Genomic DNA, 21,158 nt, shown 5'->3' with positions numbered 1-21,158 from the left:
AGACCGGCGTCAGGGCAGCCCTCAGGCGGCGTCCTCGACCCCCTCGGCCGCGAGCAGCGTCCGGACGTCCTGTGCGGGAACCGGCCTGCTGAACAGATAGCCCTGCATCTGCGTGCAGCCGAGCATCTGCACGGTGTCGCGCTGCTGATCGGTCTCGACGCCCTCGGCTGTCGTGATCATGTTGCGGTCGGCGGCGATCGACACCACCGCACGGATGATCGAGGCCGAGCCTGAGTTGCGGGTGACTTCCTTGACGAAGCTGCGGTCGATCTTGATCTTGTCGAACGGGAAGCGCTGCAGATACTGCAGCGACGAGTAGCCGGTGCCGAAATCGTCCAGCGCGATGTGGACGCCGAGCGCACGGAGCTGGCCGAGCGTGACCAGCGCCGCATCGTCATCGGCGATCAGCACCGCCTCGGTGATCTCGAGCTCGAGCCGGCGCGGATCGAGCCCGCTCTCGGCGAGCGCGTTCGCTACCTTGAGCGCCAGCGTCTCCGACTTGAACTGGACCGGCGACACATTGACGGCAAGCCGCACATGCGCCGGCCACGCCGCGGCCTCGATGCAGGCGGTGCGCAACACCCACTGCCCGATCTCCTCGATCAGCCCGGTCTCCTCGGCGACCGGTATGAACTCCGCCGGCGAGATCATGCCGCGCACCGGATGCCGCCAGCGCAGCAGCGCCTCGCAGCCGGTCACCTCGTCGCTGCGCAGGTCGACCAGCGGCTGGTAGTGCAACTCAAAGCCGCCCTCGGACAACGCGCTTCGCAGATCGGCCTCCAGCGCGCGGCGCAGATTGGCCTGCTTCTCCATCGCCGGATCGAAGAAACGATAGGTCCTGCGGCCGGCAGCCTTTGCCGCGTACATCGCAAGATCGGCGCATTTGAGCAGGCCGAACAGGTCGGAGCCGTGGCGCGGCGCGATCGCGATGCCGATGCTGGCGTCGCTCGACAGCCAGTGGCCGAGGCAGTCGAACGGCGTCCTCAGCGACTGATAGATGCGCGCGACCAAATCGCTGACGTCATCGTCCGAGGTGATGTCATGCTGGACGATCGCGAATTCGTCGCCGCCGAGGCGGGCAATGAAGTCGTTCAATCCGACCGACTGGCGCAGCTTCTCGGCCACGCGGCGGAGGAATTCATCGCCGATCGGGTGACCCAACGTGTCGTTGATCCGCTTGAACTCGTCGATGTCGATATAGTGGATCGCGAACTCACGTCCGGTGGTCTCGCGCAGCAATTCCTCGGCGTGACGCTGGAACAGCGTCCGGTTCGGCAGATTGGTCAGGGCATCGTAATGCGCGAGATATTCGATCCGGGCCTGTGCCCGCCGCCCGTCGGTGACGTCCTCGAGCGTCGTGGCCCAGCCGCCGTCAGGCGCGCGCTTGTAGATCAGGCGGATGCTGCGGCCGTCGGGCGTCATGATCACGGAGTCCCGCACCTCGTCGCCCCTGGGATCGGTGAAGCGGGCGCAGTATTCATCGACATCGCCGACGAACGAGCCGATCGCCTGGCGATGCAGGATCAGATCGCGCAGATGACACCCGGGCTTGGCGACATCGGCCGACAGGCCGAACATGTCGATGTATCGCTCGTTGCAGATCACGAGCCGCGCCGAGGCATCGAACAGCAGCAGCCCCTGCGTCATGGTGTTGATCGCGGTGTCGAGGTGCTGGCTCTTCTCGGACAGCCGCCGCTGCGCTGCGTCGTGCTGCCGCTGCAACTGACGGACGATCCGGAAGATGGTCATGACGACAATCAGCACCGCGAGCACCGCGGCGCAGAACTGCAGCTTGGTCTGGGCGCGCCAGTCCTCCAGCGCGCTGGAGGTTCTGGTGGTGGCAAGTATCATGATCGGAAAGTGCGACAGCGATCTGACCGCGCCGACATTCTCCTCGCCGGCTGCACCGACGAACCGGCCCGACGTGTTGCCGCCCAGGCCGATGACCTTCCGGAACAGCGGCTGGTCGCTGATGTTGCGGCCGACCAAACCGGAATCCTGCGGATAACGCGCGATGATGGTGCCGTCGCGATGAATCATCGAGATCACGGTGTCGCCGTTCAGCGCCAGCGAGGCCACGAAATCCTCGAAATGGCTGGGCTCGACGCCGCGGCTCGCAAAGCCGATGATCTCGCCGTTGCGCCCGGTGATCTTGCGCGCAAAGATCGTGGTCCAGTTTCCGGTCACCTTGCTCATCGCGGGCTCGACGATCACGGGCGATGTCGGCCGCCCCGAGGTGAATTCCTGGAAATAGCGCCGGTCCGCAATGCTGATATCGGGCACCGGCCACATCTCGGACGAGTTGATCAGCCATCCCTTGGCGTTGAACAGATTGAGTCCGCCGACATGCGGCAGCGCCGCGAGCCGGGTGCGCAGCATCTCGTGCGCGCTCAAGAGCGACATGTTCTTCTCGAACTGGTCGGCGGTATCGACCTGCTCCGAGCGCAGATAATTCACGATGTCGTCGTGGACGTGCTGGAGATCGCTGAGTTGCTGGTCGAAATGCCGCGACAGCAGCAGCGCGGTGTTGTTGAGCTCGCGTTCTGACGTCTCCAGCGTGCGTTCGCGAAACTGCAGCGCGAGATAGCCGGTGCCAAGGGTGATCGCGAGCACCAGCAGCGCGGCACTCAGGACGAGCCACTGAATGGCGCCCATCCTGATCGCGCGCAACACGTCCTTGATCGACAGCCGCCGATCCTCCGGCTTCACGCTGTTCGTTGAGACAACCGACATTTTCCTGCCCCTGCGCGTGCCCTTCTACGGGAACACAACCCAAGGGGTCGTTAGGAAAATCAGTTATCGGACGGTTAAGGGGAACGCAGAGAACGCGATCGGCGCGAAGATCGTCAGGAGACCGCCGCTGCGGGCGACGACGCCGTCGCCTCCTTCAGGCTGCACTCGATCAACGCGCCTTCAATGGTGAATTTCGAGAATGGCGAGAATGGCGTCACGGCCTTCAGCGCGGCGAAGAACTGCGAGTCACCTGGGCTCTTCAGGAGAAACCGGATGTGGTTGGCCGACAATGCGTCGCGCGACAGCCAGACGACGCCGGAGAACAACGCGACGAGCATTTGCGCGTAATCGGCGATATCGGCGAGGCCGAGATCGTAAATCGGAGACACGTTGACGAAACGCGCACTGAGGGCGGGCGCGGTATATCGGCTCATCAACAGACGCCGGACCTGGCAAACCGCGTGGACCCGCTCTCCGTCGGTCAGGTGATACAGACCCTGGTTGTCACCCTCCCTGGCGGTCAGCGTTTCGAACGCGGCGATGCCGCCGAAAGCGGCCAAATCCTCTCCGACGCCTTCAGCGTCCTTCTTCCATTGTGCCTTGCTATGACGCCAGGATCGCTCTGGATCCTTGATTGGCAGGAGCCGCATAGTTACCGGGCGGTTAGCGGGAAGGCTTTGATCGGAGCGATACTATGTCGCAGGCATTAAGCCTTTGCTTACAGCGGTAACCGGTTGCGTCGACGTAACGGCTCCACCGGCGATGCGTACTGCGGACGAAGCGCAGCGCAGCGCAGTTCAGCGGCCGGCGACGTCCCGAATTTCGCCGCGCATCATCCGGGCTAAAAGATGCGCGATCGGTTACGATCTGCAGCAAGCCGAAGCCTCAGGCGCTGCCGCCTGCGGCTGCGGCGCGCAACAGGCGCTTGGCTTACCCTCCGGTTTCTCCTCCGGCTTCTCGTGCGCGACGCGCGCGGTCCGCTCGCCGGTGCCGTCGCCATAGACGATGCTCTCGCCCGTCGTATGAAAGGTCTCCCATGCGATGCCTGCGGGATCGTCGATCCACGACTTCTCGGACTTGGCATAGCAGCACACCGTCTGGCCCTGCTCGATGACCTCGCCGCCGGCCTTGCGAAGCCGTCCGTAGACCTCACCGAGTTCTTCGGCACTCTCGACCTGAATGCCGAGATGATCGAGGCCCGGCTCGCGGCCGCGGGTCGAGATCGCGAAGTTGACCCGGGGATCGTCGAGCATCCACTTGGCATAATCGGATTTCACGACCGTCGGCTCGGCGCCGAACAGCGCCGAGTAGAAGCCGACCGATTGCGGGATGTCCTTGACGGCGACGTGAACATGCATGCGCTTCATGGTGCAGTCCTTTCGGGCGGCGACGCTGGATGGATATTCCATCCCAAGCGTGCTCAGATATCAACAGCCTTACAAGGGGAGTTCTGCTGCGGAATGGATGCGCTGACGCTGTTCGGACTGTTCGCCGTGACCATGATGCTCGTCTGCTACGCGGCCGAAGATCGCAGTCCCTGGTTCATCCTGGCCTTCGCGGTTTCTTGCGCGCTCGGCTCCGCCTATGGCTTCCTGCAGGGCGCCTGGCCGTTCGGTCTGGTTGAGGCGATCTGGGCCGTCGTCGCAGCGCGCCGCTGGCTGATGCGCCGAGCCGCTGAGAGCGTGTAACGTTATAGTATCCACGGCCAATCTGTCGCGGCGCCGAACTTGAATGCGCGCGGTCGCGGCGCTAAGTAGGCCTGATGGCCGCTTCGCGCACCATGATTCAGTCTTCCGCTCACGCAACGAGACCGCGCCGCTGGCGCAGCCTGCTTGCGGGACTGATCTCGCTTGCGCTGGTGCTGTCGTTCTTCCACGGCTGGACCTTCGACCGTGATGACGACGCAGCTCCCGTCGCCCCGATCGCACAGTCGATCAACGACACCGGCGGCAAGGCTCCGTCGCATCCGGCCTCGCTGCACGGCGATCATTGCCTGACCCACGTCGTGTCGGTAGCTCCGCAGGAAACCGCGTTCCCGATCGCCTATGCGCCGCACAGCTATGGCGACAGCAGCATCGAGTTGCCGGCGTCGGCCGAGCGACTGTCTCCGTTCAAACCACCCCGCGCCTGACCCGGTCGGCATGACCGGCCGTGCGCCGCTGCCATGGGGCCGCGCGCACGCTTCCGCACAGACCAATGTCGCGACAGCGCAGGGCCATCGGCATGCGCTGCGGAGAGGCGCATATGAAACGGGTTGCTCTATTTTTCGCCGGCGTCGCCGCCGGCATTACGCTGATCTTTCTGGCTGCCGGATGGATCGGTTGGCCGGTCAAGTTCCCGGCCACCGCGCGGGAGACTGCGATCGCAGGTCCAGAGAAAGCCGAGGCCAAGCATGAGGCCCCCGGCCATGTCGAGCTGAGCGAAGACCAGATTCGTGAGGCCGGCATCACGCTCACGCAGTCCGGCGGCGGCATGCTGAAGCGGCACTTCCTCGCGCCGGGATCGCTGATCCCCGATGCCGACCATATCGGCCGCGTCTCGGTGCGCGTGCTCGCGACGGTGACGGAACTGCGCAAGCGTCTCGGCGACGTCGTCGAGAAGGGCGAGATCGTCGCGGCCATCGAAAGCCGCGAGGTCGCCGACGCCAAGAGCGAATACCTCGCAGCCAGGCTGACCAACGATCTGCAGCAGACCCTCTACGCACGGCAGAAGACGCTGGTCGAGACCCGGATCGTGTCGGAAAACGAGTTCCTGCGCACGCGGCTGACCGCGAACGACGCGCAGATCAAGCTCGACGGCGCGCGACAGAAACTGTTTGCGCTGGGCCTGTCGGAAAGCGAGATCGCCGATCTGCCCAACCAGCCGCCCGAAAGCCTGCGCACCCAGTTCCTGCGTGCGCCGATCAGCGGCCGGGTCTCCGAACGCCGCGTCGATCTCGGCGGATTGATCGGGCGCGAAGGTCAAGAAAGCGAGCTCTATGTCATCGTCAACCTCGACGACATCTGGGTTGATCTCGCGGTTTCGCCGGAGGACATCGGCGCGGTCCGCGAAGGCGTTGCGGTGAAAATCCGCGCCATCGGTACCGGGGATGAAGCCAATGCCGACGTGATCTTCGTCAGCCCCCTGCTCGACCGCGAGACCCGCAACGCCCGGGTGATCGCGACCATGCCCAACAAGAATCACCGCTGGAAGCCGGGTACGTTCGTGACCGCTGAGGTCCCGCTGTCGGGCGCGCCGTCGACCGTGATCGTCTCGAAGAAGGCCATTCAAACCATCAAGGGGACGCCGACCGTGTTCGTGCGCGATGCCGACGGCTTCGAGGCGCGGTCGGTGCGGACCGGCCGCGAGGACGACGACGATGTCGAGATCGTTTCGGGTCTCGCCGCCGGCGAGACCATCGCAGTGCAGAATACTTTTACGCTGAAGGCCGAGGTCGAGAAGGACGAGGCGGAGCACGGCCATGATTGAGCGCATCATCGGTCTGGCAATCCAGCGGCGCTGGGTCGTCGTCTCCCTGGCGGCGATCCTGATGTTCATCGGCGGCTTCGCATTGACGAAACTGCCGATCGACGCGGTGCCCGACATCACCAACAAGCAGGTCCAGATCAACACCGTAGCCCCGGCGCTGTCGCCGGCGGAGATCGAGAAGCAGATCACCTTCCCGATCGAAACGGCATTGGCGGGTGCGCCGGGGCTGGAGAGCACGCGTTCTCTCTCGCGCAACGGCTTCTCGCAGATCACGGCGGTATTCAGCGAAGCCACCGACATCTATTTCGCCCGCCAGCAGGTCGGCGAACGCCTGACCGAAGTTCGGGCGCGCCTGCCGCAGGGCATCGAGCCGCGGATCGGCCCGACCTCGACCGGCCTTGGCGAAATCTACATGTGGACCGTCCATTACTCCGGCGAGAAGGTACGGACCGACGGCGAACCGGGCCTGCAAAGCGACGGCCGCTTCCTGACGGCGGATGGCCAGGTGCTGCAAAGCGAGGTCGAGAAGGACGCCTATCTGCGCACGGTGCAGGACTGGATCATCAAGCCGCAGATCAAGATGGTGCCGGGTGTCGCCGGCGTCGACTCGATCGGCGGTTACCTCAAGCAATACCAGGTCCATCCCGATGCGGCGAAGCTGATCGCGCTCGGCCTCACCTTTGCCGACGTCGCCAAGGCGATCGAAGCCAACAATGTCAGCCGCGGCGCGCGCTACATCGAGCGCAACGGCGAAGGCTTCGTGGTGCGGTCCGGCGGTCGCCTCGAAACCATGGAGGAACTCGGCGCCGTCGTCGTCACCACCCGCGGCGGCGTCCCGGTCCGGATCCGCGACCTCGCGACGCTCTCGATCGGCGGCGAGACCCGCACCGGCAGCGCCAGTGAGAACGGCCGTGAGGTCGTGGTCGGCACCGCATTGATGCTGATCGGCGCCAACAGCCGCACCGTGTCGGCCGCGGTCGATGCCAAGCTGCAGGCGATCACGCCGTCCCTGCCGGCGGGCGTCAAGGTCGAGACGGTGCTGGATCGCACTCAGTTGGTCGATGCGACCATCGGCACCGTGGCGCGCAATCTCTCTGAGGGCGCGCTGCTCGTGATCGCGGTGCTGTTCGTGCTGCTCGGCAATTTCAGGGCGGCGCTGATCACCGCGCTGGTGATCCCGATCGCGATGCTGATGACCGCCATCGGCATGTGGCAGGGGCGTATCAGCGCCAATCTGATGAGCCTCGGCGCGCTGGATTTCGGCCTGATCGTCGACGGCGCGGTCATCATCACCGAGAACAGCCTGCGTCACCTCGCCGAGAAGCAGCACGCCCTCGGCCGCGTACTGATGCGCGACGAACGGCTGGCGACGGTGCGGGCATCGGCCGTGGAAATGGTGCAGCCGAGCCTTTACGGCCAGGCCATCATCCTGCTGGTCTATGTGCCGCTCCTCACCTTCACCGGCGTCGAAGGCAAGATGTTCGAGCCGATGGCGCTGACCGTGATCCTCGCGCTCGCGGCCGCCTTCGTGCTGTCTCTGACGCTGGTCCCGGCGCTGATCGCGATCGGCATCAACGGCCGCGTGCAGGAGAAGGAAAACTGGCTCGTGGCCGCCCTGAAGCGCTGGTACAGCCCGCTGCTGCGGCGCGCGGTTGCAACGCCCGTACCGGTCATAGCGGTCGCGGTCGTGCTGTTCGCCACCGCCCTGTTCGGGTTCTTCCGCCTCGGCCAGGAGTTCATCCCCTCGCTCGACGAGAAGAACATTGCCATGCATGCGCTCAGGATTCCGAGCACGGCGCTGTCGCAGTCGCAGGCGATGCAGCTGTCGGTCGAGAAGGCTGTCAGCCGCTTTCCGCAGGTGTCGTACGTGTTCTCCAAGACCGGCACTGCGGAGGTGGCGAGCGACCCGATGCCGCCGAACGCGTCCGACACCTTCATCATCCTGAAGCCGCGCGATCAATGGCCGGATCCATCATTGACCAAGGAGCAACTGATCGAGGACATCTCGAAGGCGGTCGGCCGGCTGCCCGGCAACGTCTATGAGTTCACCCAGCCGATCCAGATGCGCTTCAACGAACTGCTCGCCGGCGTTCGCGGCGACATCGCGGTCAAGGTGTTCGGCGACGAGTTCGAACCGATGCAGAAGGCCGCCAACCAGATCGCCGCAGTGCTGCGCGGCGTACCGGGCGCGACCGACGTCAAGGTCGAACAGGCCGGCGGCCTGCCCGTGCTCGAGATCAAGGTCGACAAGGCGGCGATCGCCCGGCGAGGCCTCAGCGCCTCCGAAGTCCAGGACGTGATCGGTGCCGCGGTCGGCGGTCAGGATGCCGGCGTCGTGTATGAGGGTGACCGCAGCTTCGACATCGTGGTGCGATTGCCGGAAAGCGTGCGCTCCGATCTCGAAGCCCTGAGCAATCTGCCGGTCGCACTGCCGAAGGCGGCGCCGAGTTCTCCGGTGCAAAGCCTGCCGCTCAACCGCGTCGCGCAATTCTCCTTCACCGAAGGGCCGAACCAGATCAGCCGCGAGAACGGCAAGCGCCGCATCGTGGTGACCGCCAATGTCCGCGGCCGCGATCTCGGCTCGGTGGTCGAGGAAGCGCAGGCCATGGTCGGGCAATCGGTGCAGCTGCCGCCGGGTTACTGGATGACCTGGGGCGGCCAGTCCGAGAACCTCGCCGCGGCGCGCCAGCGCCTAACGGTCGTGGTTCCCGCCTGTTTTGCGATGATCTTCCTGCTGCTGCTGGCCGCGATGGGATCGGCCCGCGATGCGCTGCTGGTGTTCAGCGCGGTGCCGCTGGCGCTGACCGGCGGCATCGCGGCACTGTGGCTGCGCGGCATGCCGTTCTCGATCTCGGCGGCGGTCGGCTTCATCGCACTGTCGGGCGTTGCGGTGCTGAACGGGCTCGTGATGCTGAGCTTCGTCAGGCAGTTGCGCGAGCAAGGCGTGCCGATGCGGGAGGCGATCGAGCAAGGCGCCCTCACCCGCTTCCGACCCGTGGTGATGACCGCGCTGGTGGCCTCGCTCGGTTTCGTGCCGATGGCCTTCGCCACCGGCACCGGCGCCGAGGTACAGAAACCGCTCGCCACCGTCGTGATCGGCGGCCTGATCAGCGCGACCCTGCTCACGCTCGCCGTGCTGCCCGCGCTCTATGCACGGTACGGGCATGCCGGCAGTGCTGCGCGCAGTGAGAAAACCGCGATTCAGCCAGCGGAATGACGGTGTGTTGACCGATAGTCCGCAGGAAAAACCAGACAGTTGCAGCGCCGAACCGGCGCTGTAACATTTCTGTCATATGGCAAAACTAAACGAAGGCGGCGGCGGGCTGCCGCGAGGTTTCACCAGGGGGAATAACGAAATGCGTCGTGCCATTACATTGTTGTCCGCGAGCATGATCGCGCTCACAGCCGGCGCCGCTTCCGCGCAAAACGCAAAACCCCGTAACTTGATCCTGTTCGTCCCCGACGGCCTGCGCGGCGGCATCGTGACGCCGGAGACGGCGCCTGCGATGGCCGAGATCCGCGACAAGGGCGTCCACTTCAAGAATTCGCATTCGCTGTTTCCGACCTTCACGATGGCGAACAGCTCGGCGCTCTCGACCGGCCATTATCTCGGCGACACCGGTACCTTCTCCAACACCATCTACACCGGCTACACCTCGGTGCCGGCCGGCGACACCGTTGTCCCCTTCATCGAGAACGACGCGGTGCTCGCCGACATCGACGATCACTTCAGTGGCGACTACCTCAATGAGGAGACGCTGCTGAAGATGGCGCGCGGCCAGGGCTTCAGCACCGCCGCCATCGGCAAGGTCGGTCCGACCCTGCTGTTCGACCACACCGATCGTGGCAAGAACACGATCGTTGTCGACGATTCCACCGGCGGCAAGACCGGTGTGCCGCTCTCCGACGAGATGAAGGAGGCACTGACCAAGGCCGGCCTGCCGCTCGCAACCCCGAGCCGTGGCGACAATGCCAAGGCGGGCGACGCCAAGACGCCGGGCACCACGGTCGCCAACGTCGCGCAACAGGCCTACATGGCCGATGTCGCGACCAAGGTCGTGCTGCCGATGTTCAAGGCGCGCAACAAGCCGTTCGTGCTGGTGTTCTGGTCGCGCGACCCGGACGGCAGCCAGCACAACACCGGCGACAGCCTCAACACCATCACCCCCGGCATCAACGGCCCGACCTCGATGGCCGGGATCAAGAACGCCGACAACAACCTCGCCCAGCTCCGCAAGGCGCTCGACGAGCTCGGCCTGTCCGCCACCACCAACATCATGGTCTCCTCCGACCACGGCTTCTCGACGATCTCGAAGGAGAGCAAGACCAGCCCCTCGGCCAAGATCGCCTATGACGACACGCCGAAGGATTTCCTGCCGATGGGTTTCCTGGCGATCGATCTCGCCAAGGCGTTGAACCTGCCGCTGTTCGACCCCAACGACAAGAACGCCAAGGTCGCCGACAACGCCCACCCGAGGCCGGCAACGGCGTGCTCGGCCAGGACCCGGCGAAGCCTGATGTCGTGGTCGCGACCAACGGCGGCTCGGACCTGATCTATCTGCCGAACCGCGACAAGAAGCTTGCCGACCGCGCCATCAAGGCGTTGCTCGAGCAGGACTATGTCAGCGGCCTGTTCGTCGACGACAAGCTCGGCAACTTCCCCGGCACGCTTCCGATGTCGAACCTCAATCTAAAGGGCAAGGCGGTGACGCCGAACCCGTCGATCGTAGTCAACTTCCGCTCCTGGTCGAGCGGCTGCGAGATCCCGACCAACTGCTCGGTGCAGATCGCCGACACCGTGCTGCGTCAGGGCCAGGGCATGCATGGCAGCTTCAGCCGCGGCGACACCTACAACTTCACCGCGGCGATCGGCCCCGACTTCAAGGCCGGCTATGTCGATCCGCTGCCAGTCAGCAACGCCGATGTCGGCATGACCGCGGCGCAACTGCTCGGCCTGCGCGCGCCGAACAATGGCGGGCTGATCGGCCGGGTGATGTCGGAAGCGCTACCGAACGGCATCGTGCCGAAGATGGCCGAGGGCACCCTGATGTCGAAGAAGGCGTCGGCCAACGGGCTGCGCACGGTGCTGAAATTCCAGCGCGTGCTCTCGACCCGCTATTTCGACGTCGCCGGGTTCCCGGGGCGGACGCTGGGGCTCGAGGAGACCAGTGGCAAACAGAAAACGGCGGGGAAGTAATCCCCGCCGCTCTCGCTTGAAGCTTTTCGTTCGGGACGATGCAGGGCATCGCCCCGGATGCTCACATCATCCCGATGTCGAACACGTTGGGCAGCTGCGCTGCGAGCGGCAGCGCGGTCGCGCCGACCAGCGTCGCAACCATCGCCGCCAGCGCACGGCCGGTGCGGCGCTGACCGCGCATGCGGCCGGCAATCCACTCCAGAACCTTGGTGTCCATCTTGGTACCCTGCGTCGGCGCCCAGCGACCGATGTCGGTCTCGGGCGACAGCGCTACCGTGCGCGGAGGCACCGGCAGGCCGGACTCGGACGCAGCATGGTGGGCGATCGCCTTGGCGAGCAGGTCGTCGAACCGGCCGCCATCGCTGCGCTCGGCAGCCGCCTCGTTGATCGAAAGCAGCGCCTCGATCTCGGCCCGGCTGACCGGCTGATGCTCGACCGCGGCCGCCATCAGGATGCGCGCACACCAGGCAGCGTCATCGGCATCGAGTGACCGGGAGAAATGGATACGGCCCTTGGTGGTCGGGCCTTCGCCGGTGATGACGCCGTCGCGGACGATGGTCAGCGCGTGGGCGGCGGTCTTGCGGCAGGACGGATGCAACGCACCGCTGAGAGCCTCAGCGGTCTTGGTACTTGGGGTAGACATTGTGGGGGCTTTCAATTCCTATCTCAGGCCAGCTTTTCCATGCGGGCGTAAACGAGTGGTTAATGATTCGGAACTTGGGTTCCGAGATTTTTAGATGGTTGCTATTTGGTCGCTTTGGAAGTTGTCACGGTTCAGTCCTGTAGCAGCCGGGGCCGGCGTGATGACGGCGATAAGCGGCTTTATCTGGGCATTTCCAAGCTTTTGTGCCGCATCTGATATTTCGCCGCAGGGGCTTGGATCAAAACAAGTTGCTTGGAATTCCACGCTCGAGGAGAAATGTTTCACCTTTTTTCAGAACCCGTTCACTTAAGCCCTTTCCGGTCCTATACTGGAACAGACCACCTCAATTACAAATTCTTCTGAAACTTCAAAGAGATGAGGTAAAATCATGGCACTTCAGATTGGCGCCGTCGCTCCCGACTTCGAAGCCGAGACCACCGAAGGCAAGGTCAAGTTCCACGACTGGATCGGCAGCAGCTGGGCGCTTTTGTTCTCTCATCCCAAGGACTTCACCCCGGTCTGCACCACCGAGCTCGGCACCCTCGCCCGGCTGAAGCCGGAATTCGACAAGCGCGGCGTGAAGCTTATGGGCCTGTCGGTCGATCCGGTCGACCGCCACGCCAAATGGTCCGAGGACATCAAGGAGACCCAGGGCGCGGCGCCGAACTATCCGATGATCGGCGACACCGACTACAACGTGTCGAAGCTGTACGACATGCTGCCGGCCTCGACCTCGGGCGATCCCCTCACCCGTACGCCGGCGGACAATCAGACCGTCCGCAACGTTTTCATCATCGGCCCCGACAAGAAGATCAAGCTGGTGCTGGTCTACCCGATGACCACGGGCCGGAACTTCCAGGAGATCCTGCGCGTCATCGACTCGCTGCAGCTCACCGCCAAGCACCGCGTCGCCACCCCCGCCGACTGGAAGCAGGGCGAGGATGTGATCATCGCCGGCTCGGTCAACAACGACGAGGCCAAGACGATCTACCCGCAGGGCTGGAAGGAACCGAAGCCCTATATCCGTATCGTGCCGCAGCCGAAGTAACGGCCGGAACGACGAGGTCGAGTGGCAAGCGCACAGCCTGTCATCGTCTGGTTCCGCGACGATCTGCGGCTGTCGGACCACCCGGCTCTGCACGAAGCAGCCAGCCGCGGCGCGCCCGTGGTTGGCCTCTATGTCCGCGACGAACACAGCCGCGCCCTGAAACCTCCAGCCGCGCGCCCCCTGGGGGGCGCGACGCGCTGGTGGCTGGCGCAATCGCTGCGCTCGCTCCGCAAGAGTCTTGAGGCGATCGGCGGAACGCTGGTGCTGCGCACCGGACCGACCGCCTCCGTGATCGCAGCCGTGGCGCGCGAAACCAATGCAGGCACGGTGTTCTGGAACGACATCGCGCAAGCACCGCATCAGGCGGTTGCCGCCGATGTTGAAGCCGCGCTCGCAAAGGACGGCGTGGCCTCGGCAATTTTCCCAGGCGACCTGCTGGTCGAGCCGAAGGCGATTCGCAACAAGGAGAACCGCGGCCTGCGTGTGTTCACGCCATTCTGGCGACGCGTGCAGGGTCTCGGCGATCCGCCGAAGCCATTACCCACACCGAAGCAGCTCACCTCTGTCCGCGGTATCGCGAGCGAAGACCTCGACGATTGGAAGCTCGAGCCGACCCGGCCGGATTGGGCCGGCGGGCTGCGCGAGAGCTGGACGCCGGGCGAAGCCGCGGCCCAGGCCCGGCTGAAGGCGTTCCTCGACGAGACCATCCGCGGCTACACCGACGACCGCGACCGGCCGGACCGCGACGGCACCTCGCGCCTGTCGCCGCATCTGCGCTTCGGCGAGATCAGCCCGCGGCAGGTCTGGTACGCAGCCCGCTTCGCCGCCGCCGAGCATCCGCGCCTTGCCGGCGACGTCGACAAGTTCCTGAGCGAGCTCGGCTGGCGCGAGTTCTGCCGCCACCTGCTGTTCGACGTTCCCGACCTCGCGATGCGAAATCTGCAGGAGCACTTCGATGCCTTTCCGTGGAAGCGCGATGCGCGGGCGCTAAAAGCCTGGCAGCGCGGCCTGACCGGCTATCCGATCGTCGATGCCGGCATGCGCGAGCTCTGGCACACCGGCGTGATGCACAACCGGGTGCGCATGGTGGTCGCCTCGTTCCTGGTCAAGCATCTGCTGATCGACTGGCGCGCCGGCGAACATTGGTTCTGGGACACGCTGGTCGATGCCGACGCCGGCTCCAACCCTGCCAACTGGCAATGGGTCGCCGGCTCCGGCGCCGATGCTGCGCCCTATTTCCGCGTGTTCAATCCGATCCTGCAGGGCGAGAAGTTCGATCCGGACGGCGCCTATGTCAGGCGCTGGGTGCCGGAGCTCGCACAACTGCCCGACGAGCTGATCCATCAGCCCTGGACGGCGACGCCGCTCGAGCTCGCCAGCGCCGGTATCGCGCTCGGGACGAGCTATCCGCAGCCGATCGTCGACCACAAGCAGGGCCGCGAACGCGCGCTTGCGGCCTACGCGAAAATCCGCGGCAAGGATTAGCGGCGGTTGACCAGCAGCACCGCCCCGGCGCAGGCCGCCATGCCGGCAATCGCGACATAGTCGAGCTTCTCGCCAAACAGCACATAGGCCATCAGCGCGGTCGTTGCCGGCACCAGATAGAACAGGCTCGCCACCGAGGTCGCGGCATGGTGGCGGATCAGCCAGTACAGCAGCCCGATCGAGCCGACCGACAGCGCGAACACCAGCCAGGCGACCGCGAGCACGAACTCGGTGGTCCAGTGCACCACGTTGGTCTCGAACAGATAGGCGCCGATGCCGAAGAAGATGGTCACCGCGACGTACTGCACGAGGTTGCCGGCGCGCCAGTCGATCTGGTTGCAGTAGCGGCGCTGATAGAGCGTGCCAAGGGTGATGCTGATCAGCGAGACACCTGAGGCCAGCCAGCCCCAGCCCGCGTCGCCGGTCATCGGCCGCCCGTGCAGGATCAGGACGACGCCGGCGAGCCCGAGCAGCAGCCCGCCCCATTGCAGCGGCGTGACGCGCTCCCCTAACCAGCGGTTGGCGATGGTCGAGGTCAGGATCGGTTGCAGCCCCGGGATCAGTGCCGAGAGCCCTGCGGGAATCGAATGCGCGATCGCAATCGCGGTGCCCCCGAGATAGAAGCCGTGCACCAGGATGCCGGCCACCGCGCTGTGGAAAACGCCGGTCCGGTCCGGCCATTTCGGCCGCACGACCGCGGCGATGACCGCCATCACCACCACCACGAACGCCATCCGGATCGCGAGATAGGTCAGCGGCTCCGCATTGTTGATGACGTATTTGGTGCCGATGAATCCCGTGCTCCACAGCCCGACAAAGATCGCCGGCGCCAGACGAGCGGCAGTTTCCTCGAAGCTCTTGTTCATTGCGGGCCGTCATTGCCTGAAGATGAGGCAGCCGGCAATCGCGAATTTCGGTGGGGTTGCTGCGCTGGTGCCCCATCCACGCTGTCGTCCCCGCGAACACAGGGACCCATACACCGCAGCAAGTGCTGCGTTGCCGTCGGGGCGCTAGGAACGGAGACGTGCGGCCCAGATCGGCTTTAGCAGTTCGAGCAGAACCAGCAGCACCAATCCCGCGCCGAGCGTCACGGTCAGGTCATCCATGTGCAAAGGCCCGAAACGGAACAGCGCAGATGCCGGTCCCCATAGCAGCGAAGTGGCGAGAATGGCGGCGACGGCCGACAAGATCCAGACCAGCGCAGCATTCGGACGAAAGAGTGCTGAGGCAAACGAAGCGCTGAAGGATCGGTTGACGAGGACGAGACCAACGATACACAGGACCAGGGAAAAGAACGCAAGTGCGCGAGCCTCGTCCGGTGGCATACCGCCACGAAGCGCAATTGCGAATGTCAACGCCACCAGGGCGAATGCCACCAAGCCTTGCAGAACGCTCCAGCAGATCAGAGCCCACGTGAACAGCGGAGCATCCGCGCGCCGCGGCGGACGGCTCATCACATCACGCTCCTCCCGCTCCGCCTCGAAGACAAGCGAGCAAACAGGATCGATGATCAGCTCCAGAAAAGCGATGTGCACCGGACTGAGGATCAGAGGCAGCCCGAACGCGAGCGGAAACAGCGCCAGCCCGGCGATAGGCACGTGCACCGCAAAGATGAACGTCATCGCCTTGCGCAGATTGTCATAGATGCGTCGGCCAAGGCGAATGGCCGAGACAATCGATCCAAAGTCGTCGTCGAGCAGAACGATTGACGATGCCTCGCGCGCCACATCCGTCCCGCGCGCGCCCATCGCGATTCCGATGTGGGCGGCCTTCAGGGATGGCGCATCGTTCACGCCATCACCCGTCATCGCGACGGTCTCGCCATCGGCCTTCATTGCCTGGACAATGCGTAGCTTCTGATCAGGTGTGATCCGCGCAAACACATTCACGCTCTTCGTAAACTTGCCCAACTCCACATCGTCCATGGCTGCGATCTGTGCACCCGTCAACACGCTGGAAGCCTCCAGCCCCGCTTCGCTCGCGATGGCCCGCGCGGTGGCGGGATAGTCCCCCGTGATCATAGTAATGCGAATTCCGGCCGAACGGCACTCGCGTACGGCGGCTGCCACACTCTTGCGGATGGGGTCGGCAATGCCGATCAAACCGAGGAATCGAAAGGCAAAGCCTTCCTGGGATGAAGGAAGCGCTTCCCCGTCATGGTCGGCAATGGCGATCGCCAGCACACGCAATCCGTTCCCGGCCATGACGTCGACGTTCTCCCGCATGGATGCCTGATCCGACTCGGACAATTTGCACAGGCGGGCGATCGCCTCTGGTGCTCCCTTGGCTGCAGCAAGATATCCGGGCGCATCGACGTTATCCCAGAGCTGCGTCATGGCGAGCAATTCCGGCCGCAGTCCATAGCTGCGGGTCAGCCTCCATCCGGAGGACGCCCTATCATTGGTCGGCCACGCGCGGACAAGGTCATGAAAGGCCTTTTCCATCGGGTCGAATGGCTCGGGCGAGCTCGCCATGGCAGCACATCGTACCAACTCGACGACATTCGGTTCGATGTGGGCCGGCTCAATCGACGAGGTCCGCAGACAAGTTCCGTCGGCAAGCCGAAGTTCCGCGACCGACATCTGATTTTGGGTGAGAGTACCGGTCTTGTCCGTGCACAATACGGTGGCCGCGCCCAACGTTTCAATTGCAGCCGCACGCCGGGTCAGCACGCGAGCTTTTGAAATTCGCCACGCACCCATCGCCATGAACACGGTCAGTACGACGGGAAATTCTTCCGGAAGCATCGACATGCCGATCGCGATACCGGCCAGGACAGCCTGCAACCATTCGCCGCGCAACGTCCCGTAAAGCACGACCGCGGCAAGGCTGACCGCGGCACCGCCAATGGCGCAAAGTCGCACCAAGCGTGCCATTTGCTGCTTCAGGCGCGGCTGCTCCGCCTGCAAGGCCTGCAGCGTTTGTCCGATCTTGCCAATCTCGCTGCGAGGTCCGGTCGCAGTAACCACCGCGATGCCTTCACCTCGCACCACGAGCGAGCCCGAATAGACGAAAGGCTGATCATCACCACCCGGCCCGCGATCCTCTGCCGGTGCTCCAGCCACCTGCTTGCGTACCGGCACTGACTCGCCAGTGAGCAGCGACTCATCCACCTGCAGATCCCTGCAATCGGCGAGCATGGCGTCGGCCGGGACTCGATCCCCCTCGACCAGCACCACGAGATCACCCCGCGTCACCTCCCGGCCCGCGATACGCCGACGTTCGCCGTCGCGAATGACGAGCGCGCGCGGACTGGTCAAGTCACGCAGTGACTCTAACACGCGCTCGGTTCGCGCTTCCTGCACCACCGTGATGAGAATGGACATGGCGCCGAATACCAGGAGCAGGACCGCTTCCTGGAGATCGCCAAGCAAGAGGTAGATCAGCCCGCCGCAAGCCAGAAGCGCGAGCATGGGTTCGCGCAATACTTCCACCAGAATTCGAAGCGGCGTGCGGCGTTGAGCCCGGGGCAGCTCGTTGTAGCCTTCCCCGATCAACCTGGCCTCGGCCTCGGCCTGACTCAGCCCGGTTCGCGAAGCCTGTGTGCTCACGCCTTGCGCCGTCGTGCCCAGAGGCTTGCAATGCCTGCCACCACGACGACGAGCACAATGGACACCCACGTCTGGATCAAGTCGAAGTGCAGGCTGTCGCGCGCGACGAACAAGGCGACGATCGCTCCCGCAATGACGAAGAGGATGCGAAGGATGATACTCATTGCGCCCCGCGTTCCGTCTGCTTGCCGGCGCCCGGCAGGATTCGCTTCAGGGTGTCGTCGCCGAACACCAAGTGATGCAAAAGCGTAGCAGTCATGTGGATCGTTGCGAGGATCACCAGGAGATTAGCCAGAACTTCGTGAATTTCCTTGATGTTGTGAGCGAGTGCTTGGTCGGCATGCCATGGTGAAGCTATTTCTCCGAGACCAAACAGCGGCAGCGGGTGGCCTTTTGCAAACTGCAACGCGATACCGAAGGCCGGTACTGCCAGCAGTAAACTGTAGAGCGCGTAGTGCATCACCCAGGACACCGGGTCGGTCCACTCGATCAGCCACCTGCCAAACTCGGTAGGAACGATCTTGGGCGGTGGATTGGCAATTCGCCACGGAATTCTCACCACTGCCAGCACCAGAATGCTCAGTCCGACGCAGATATGAGTTAGCAGGCCCAGTGGCCGGGTTGCATCGTCGTTGAAAATGCCCAAGGTCCAAGTGATGACCACCAGGAGCACGGTTACCCAGTGCAGAGTCTTGGCCACCGGACCGTATTCGTCACGCGCTCGCATCACGACTCACCCTTCAGAAGTAAGCCTAGGCCGTTCCGCCGGCCTAGAACTTGATGCGGATCAAACCAGCGCTGTGGCCGGCCCCTTCCGCCCTACCGGCCGATGCTTCTCCAGCAATCGAAGGAATTGTGTGATACGCGCGACATCTGCGCGCCTAGAAACGCGCACGTCGAGTTGCGGATTCGAGACGCGAGCGGCCGCAAGCCGTCAACCGGTGAGACCCGCTTTGCGCAATCCGTCGAGGAAATGTTCGCGGTCGCAGGGATTGCGGTATCTGTCGGCCCTGGCCCGCGCGAGGTCGAGAGTTCTCGCAGGTGCAGCGTGGCCATTCGCATGCAGTTCGCGGCATCGCTGGCTGACGAACGTCTCAGCCTCGGCCTGCGCCTCGCCGAGCCGTCCCATCTGCGCATAGCAGGCGGCAAGGAGCCCGTGCGACCACCGGTCGAAAGACCGTGCCTCCATCACCGCCTTGACCGCCTGCTCGTAGTCGCGTCCCGAATACAGGGCGAGCGCGTGATACCAATGGTACAAATTGGGCGGAAAGGGATTGAGCCGCTTGGCCGTCCCGATCCACGTCAGCGCCTCGCGCCAGCGTCCCCAGTAGACCAGGATGTTGGCGAGGACCGCAGCGACGTCGGCATCGTTTGGATTGAGCGCAAGCGCGCGGCTGAAATGGATTTCGGCCTTGGCGTCGTCCTTCAGCAGGAACAATAGCTGCGCGAATACGCCATGAGACCAGGCATCGCCATCCTCGATATCGAGCGCGGTCTCGATCTCGCTCCGCGCCTCCTCGATCGTCGCGGTGGCGGGCGATTCGAGAAACACGTCACAGATGATGGTCCAAGCGATGTTGACGTGGGCGCGCGCATATTGCGGATCGAGCGCGACGGCGCGTCGAAAATAGTCCCTGGCCTGCGCCATCGCCGTCACGGTCAACTGACGCCATCGCTCGTTACCGAGCAGGACCAGATCGTAGGCGGTAATGCTGGAGGTCGGCTTGCGTCTTGCGATCTCGCGACCGGCGTCCTCCATCCGGCCCGGCAGGGCCGCGACGATCGCCCGGACAATCTCGTCCTGCAAAGCGAAGATGTCCTCGAGCTCGCGGTCGTAGCGTTCGGTCCAGAGACTGTAGCCGCTCGCGGCATCGAGCAGCTGGATGATCACCCGCATCCGGCTACCGATCGTGCGCACGCTGCCTTCCGCCACGTAGCGGACGCCGAGCTCGCGGCCAACCCGCTTGATCTCGGGTGCCCTGCCCTTGTAGGCGAAGCTGGAGTGACGGGCGACGACGAACAGCGACCTGAACCGCGACAGTTCGGCGATGATGTCTCCCGTGATCCCGTCGGAAAAGTAATCCTGCGCGAGATCGCCGCTGAGATTGGACAACGGCAGCACCGCAAGCGACGGCTTGTCGGGCAATGCCGGCGCTGACGATACGGTTGAGCTTGGTTCGGACGCACTCACAACCGGGGGCCCGACATAGCGATAGCCGCGGCGTGGCAACGTCTCGATCCAGGCCGCGCCTCCGTCGAGATCGGCGAATGCGCGCCGCAAGGCGGCGATCTGCACCGTCAGGTTACTTTCCTCGATCGCGAGCCCCGGCCAGGCCGCCTCCATCAGCGCATCCTTGGCAACCGGCGATCCGGCATGCTCGACGAGCAGCCGAAGCAGCACCACGGCGCGCCGTCCGAGCGCGACCGGCTCGGCCTCCCGGAACAGCGTCTCGGCCCCAGCGTCGAGGCGGAAGGGACCGAACTGGTGGATGGTCGCCATGGCTCCGGACACTACATTTTTGCAACTTTTTCGGAATGGATTCAGGACCTCTGGAAAACGGACGATCATGCTGCGGTCCGAACAATATCGAGGACTGCGCGATGCGCGATTCATCCCGTGCGCTTGAGACGGACGAGACGACGACCCGCCCCGGCTCGAGCGTGATGGCCGGTGCTTCGGACCGAGCTTGCCGCGAGCTCGAAGCCGTCGAGGCGCTGGCCCCGCTGATCGCCGCGCAACGCAACGCGTTCGACCGCGAACGGCGGTTGCCGGACGCGGTTTTCACCGCGCTGGCCGATGCCGGCCTGTTCCGCCTGTGGTTGCCGCAAGCGCTCGGCGGGCCCGAGCTGTCTCCTTTCGCGTTCGCGCGCGTCGTCGAAGCCGCCTCGGCGATCGATGGCTCGGTCGGCTGGCTGGTCGGCAACGGCGCCGGAATGAGCCGGATCGGAGGTTACCTCGATGAGGCCATTGCACGCGAGTGGTATGCCGACCCGCGCGCCTTTGTCGCAAGCGCGACCGGAGCGGTCGGCACG

At 64.5% G+C, this 21,158-nt stretch carries 17 protein-coding genes and 1 pseudogene; 8 read left to right on the top strand and 10 right to left on the bottom strand.

Annotation, left to right across the window (positions count from 1 at the left end; translation table 11 throughout):
* Window positions 1-21: 21 nt before the first annotated feature.
* The 3 genes from ALC15_RS32570 to ALC15_RS32560 form a co-directional block, all read right to left on the bottom strand.
* The gene (locus tag ALC15_RS32570) at window positions 22-2,733 is read right to left on the bottom strand and encodes a bifunctional diguanylate cyclase/phosphodiesterase (protein WP_094194243.1); all 2,712 of its coding nucleotides are present in this window, start codon (window positions 2,731-2,733) and stop codon (window positions 22-24) included.
* Between the two features lie 113 nt (window positions 2,734-2,846).
* Window positions 2,847-3,293 carry a hypothetical protein gene (locus ALC15_RS32565; protein ID WP_128089649.1) on the bottom strand — a complete coding sequence of 149 codons (447 nt, stop codon included), beginning with the start codon at window positions 3,291-3,293 and terminating at the stop codon, window positions 2,847-2,849.
* A gap of 300 nt (window positions 3,294-3,593) precedes the next feature.
* The gene (locus tag ALC15_RS32560; RefSeq protein WP_050630882.1) at window positions 3,594-4,100 is read right to left on the bottom strand and encodes an ArsI/CadI family heavy metal resistance metalloenzyme; all 507 of its coding nucleotides are present in this window, start codon (window positions 4,098-4,100) and stop codon (window positions 3,594-3,596) included.
* Window positions 4,101-4,193: 93 nt separating this feature from the next.
* Here ALC15_RS32560 and ALC15_RS32555 point away from each other — a divergent pair, with 93 nt between their 5' ends.
* The 5 genes and pseudogenes from ALC15_RS32555 (at window position 4,194) to ALC15_RS32535 (ending at window position 11,398) form a co-directional block, all read left to right on the top strand.
* Entirely contained in the window at window positions 4,194-4,421 is a 228-nt protein-coding gene (locus tag ALC15_RS32555; RefSeq protein ID WP_050630832.1) for a hypothetical protein, read from the top strand.
* A 74-nt stretch (window positions 4,422-4,495) separates the two neighbouring features.
* On the top strand, window positions 4,496-4,864 hold the full coding sequence (locus ALC15_RS32550) for a hypothetical protein (protein WP_050630831.1): 369 nt from the start codon (window positions 4,496-4,498) through the stop codon (window positions 4,862-4,864).
* 113 nt (window positions 4,865-4,977) lie between these two features.
* Window positions 4,978-6,201 (top strand): efflux RND transporter periplasmic adaptor subunit, encoded by a 1,224-nt coding sequence (locus ALC15_RS32545; protein ID WP_050630830.1) that lies wholly within the window; start codon window positions 4,978-4,980, stop codon window positions 6,199-6,201.
* The gene (locus tag ALC15_RS32540) at window positions 6,194-9,418 is read left to right on the top strand and encodes an efflux RND transporter permease subunit (RefSeq protein ID WP_050630829.1); all 3,225 of its coding nucleotides are present in this window, start codon (window positions 6,194-6,196) and stop codon (window positions 9,416-9,418) included. Before ALC15_RS32545 ends, ALC15_RS32540 begins: the two co-directional genes overlap by 8 nt.
* A 139-nt stretch (window positions 9,419-9,557) precedes the next feature.
* A pseudogene (locus tag ALC15_RS32535) lies at window positions 9,558-11,398 on the top strand (alkaline phosphatase family protein).
* Between the two features lie 61 nt (window positions 11,399-11,459).
* On the opposite strand, the gene ALC15_RS32530 reads toward ALC15_RS32535, so the two are convergent.
* Window positions 11,460-12,041 carry a hypothetical protein gene (locus ALC15_RS32530; protein ID WP_050630828.1) on the bottom strand — a complete coding sequence of 194 codons (582 nt, stop codon included), beginning with the start codon at window positions 12,039-12,041 and terminating at the stop codon, window positions 11,460-11,462.
* A gap of 90 nt (window positions 12,042-12,131) precedes the next feature.
* Window positions 12,132-12,326, bottom strand: a complete 195-nt coding sequence (locus ALC15_RS44305; protein ID WP_157860959.1) for a hypothetical protein — start codon at window positions 12,324-12,326, stop codon at window positions 12,132-12,134.
* 103 nt (window positions 12,327-12,429) lie between these two features.
* Here ALC15_RS44305 and ALC15_RS32525 point away from each other — a divergent pair, with 103 nt between their 5' ends.
* Window positions 12,430-13,089 carry a peroxiredoxin gene (locus ALC15_RS32525; protein ID WP_050630827.1) on the top strand — a complete coding sequence of 220 codons (660 nt, stop codon included), beginning with the start codon at window positions 12,430-12,432 and terminating at the stop codon, window positions 13,087-13,089.
* A 21-nt stretch (window positions 13,090-13,110) separates the two neighbouring features.
* Window positions 13,111-14,574 (top strand): cryptochrome/photolyase family protein, encoded by a 1,464-nt coding sequence (locus ALC15_RS32520; protein ID WP_050630826.1) that lies wholly within the window; start codon window positions 13,111-13,113, stop codon window positions 14,572-14,574.
* Here the strand turns inward: ALC15_RS32520 and ALC15_RS32515 are convergent.
* From ALC15_RS32515 to ALC15_RS32500, 5 genes are all read right to left on the bottom strand, one after another.
* Entirely contained in the window at window positions 14,571-15,440 is an 870-nt protein-coding gene (locus ALC15_RS32515) for a DMT family transporter (protein WP_050630825.1), read from the bottom strand. The two genes, ALC15_RS32520 and ALC15_RS32515, sit on opposite strands and share 4 nt — an antisense overlap.
* A gap of 144 nt (window positions 15,441-15,584) precedes the next feature.
* Window positions 15,585-18,125, bottom strand: coding sequence for a cation-translocating P-type ATPase (locus tag ALC15_RS32510; protein WP_050630824.1), 2,541 nt, complete (start codon window positions 18,123-18,125; stop codon window positions 15,585-15,587).
* Window positions 18,122-18,289, bottom strand: a complete 168-nt coding sequence (locus ALC15_RS44965; RefSeq protein WP_167350187.1) for a hypothetical protein — start codon at window positions 18,287-18,289, stop codon at window positions 18,122-18,124. Before ALC15_RS44965 ends, ALC15_RS32510 begins: the two co-directional genes overlap by 4 nt.
* Window positions 18,286-18,852: a cytochrome b gene (locus ALC15_RS32505; RefSeq protein ID WP_050630823.1), complete on the bottom strand. Its 567-nt coding sequence runs from the start codon at window positions 18,850-18,852 to the stop codon at window positions 18,286-18,288. Before ALC15_RS32505 ends, ALC15_RS44965 begins: the two co-directional genes overlap by 4 nt.
* 207 nt (window positions 18,853-19,059) lie before the next feature.
* Window positions 19,060-20,625 carry a winged helix-turn-helix domain-containing tetratricopeptide repeat protein gene (locus ALC15_RS32500; protein ID WP_050630822.1) on the bottom strand — a complete coding sequence of 522 codons (1,566 nt, stop codon included), beginning with the start codon at window positions 20,623-20,625 and terminating at the stop codon, window positions 19,060-19,062.
* A 101-nt stretch (window positions 20,626-20,726) separates the two neighbouring features.
* Here ALC15_RS32500 and ALC15_RS43635 point away from each other — a divergent pair.
* On the top strand, window positions 20,727-21,158 hold a 432-nt coding region (locus ALC15_RS43635; protein WP_200914714.1), incomplete at its 3' end, for an acyl-CoA dehydrogenase family protein.

Origin of the sequence: Bradyrhizobium viridifuturi, assembly GCF_001238275.1 — a bacterium.
In the GTDB taxonomy this organism is placed as follows: Bacteria; Pseudomonadota; Alphaproteobacteria; order Rhizobiales; family Xanthobacteraceae; genus Bradyrhizobium; species Bradyrhizobium viridifuturi.
Note: the sequence above shows the minus strand (reverse complement) of the source record. Positions and strands in the feature narration are given on the sequence as shown.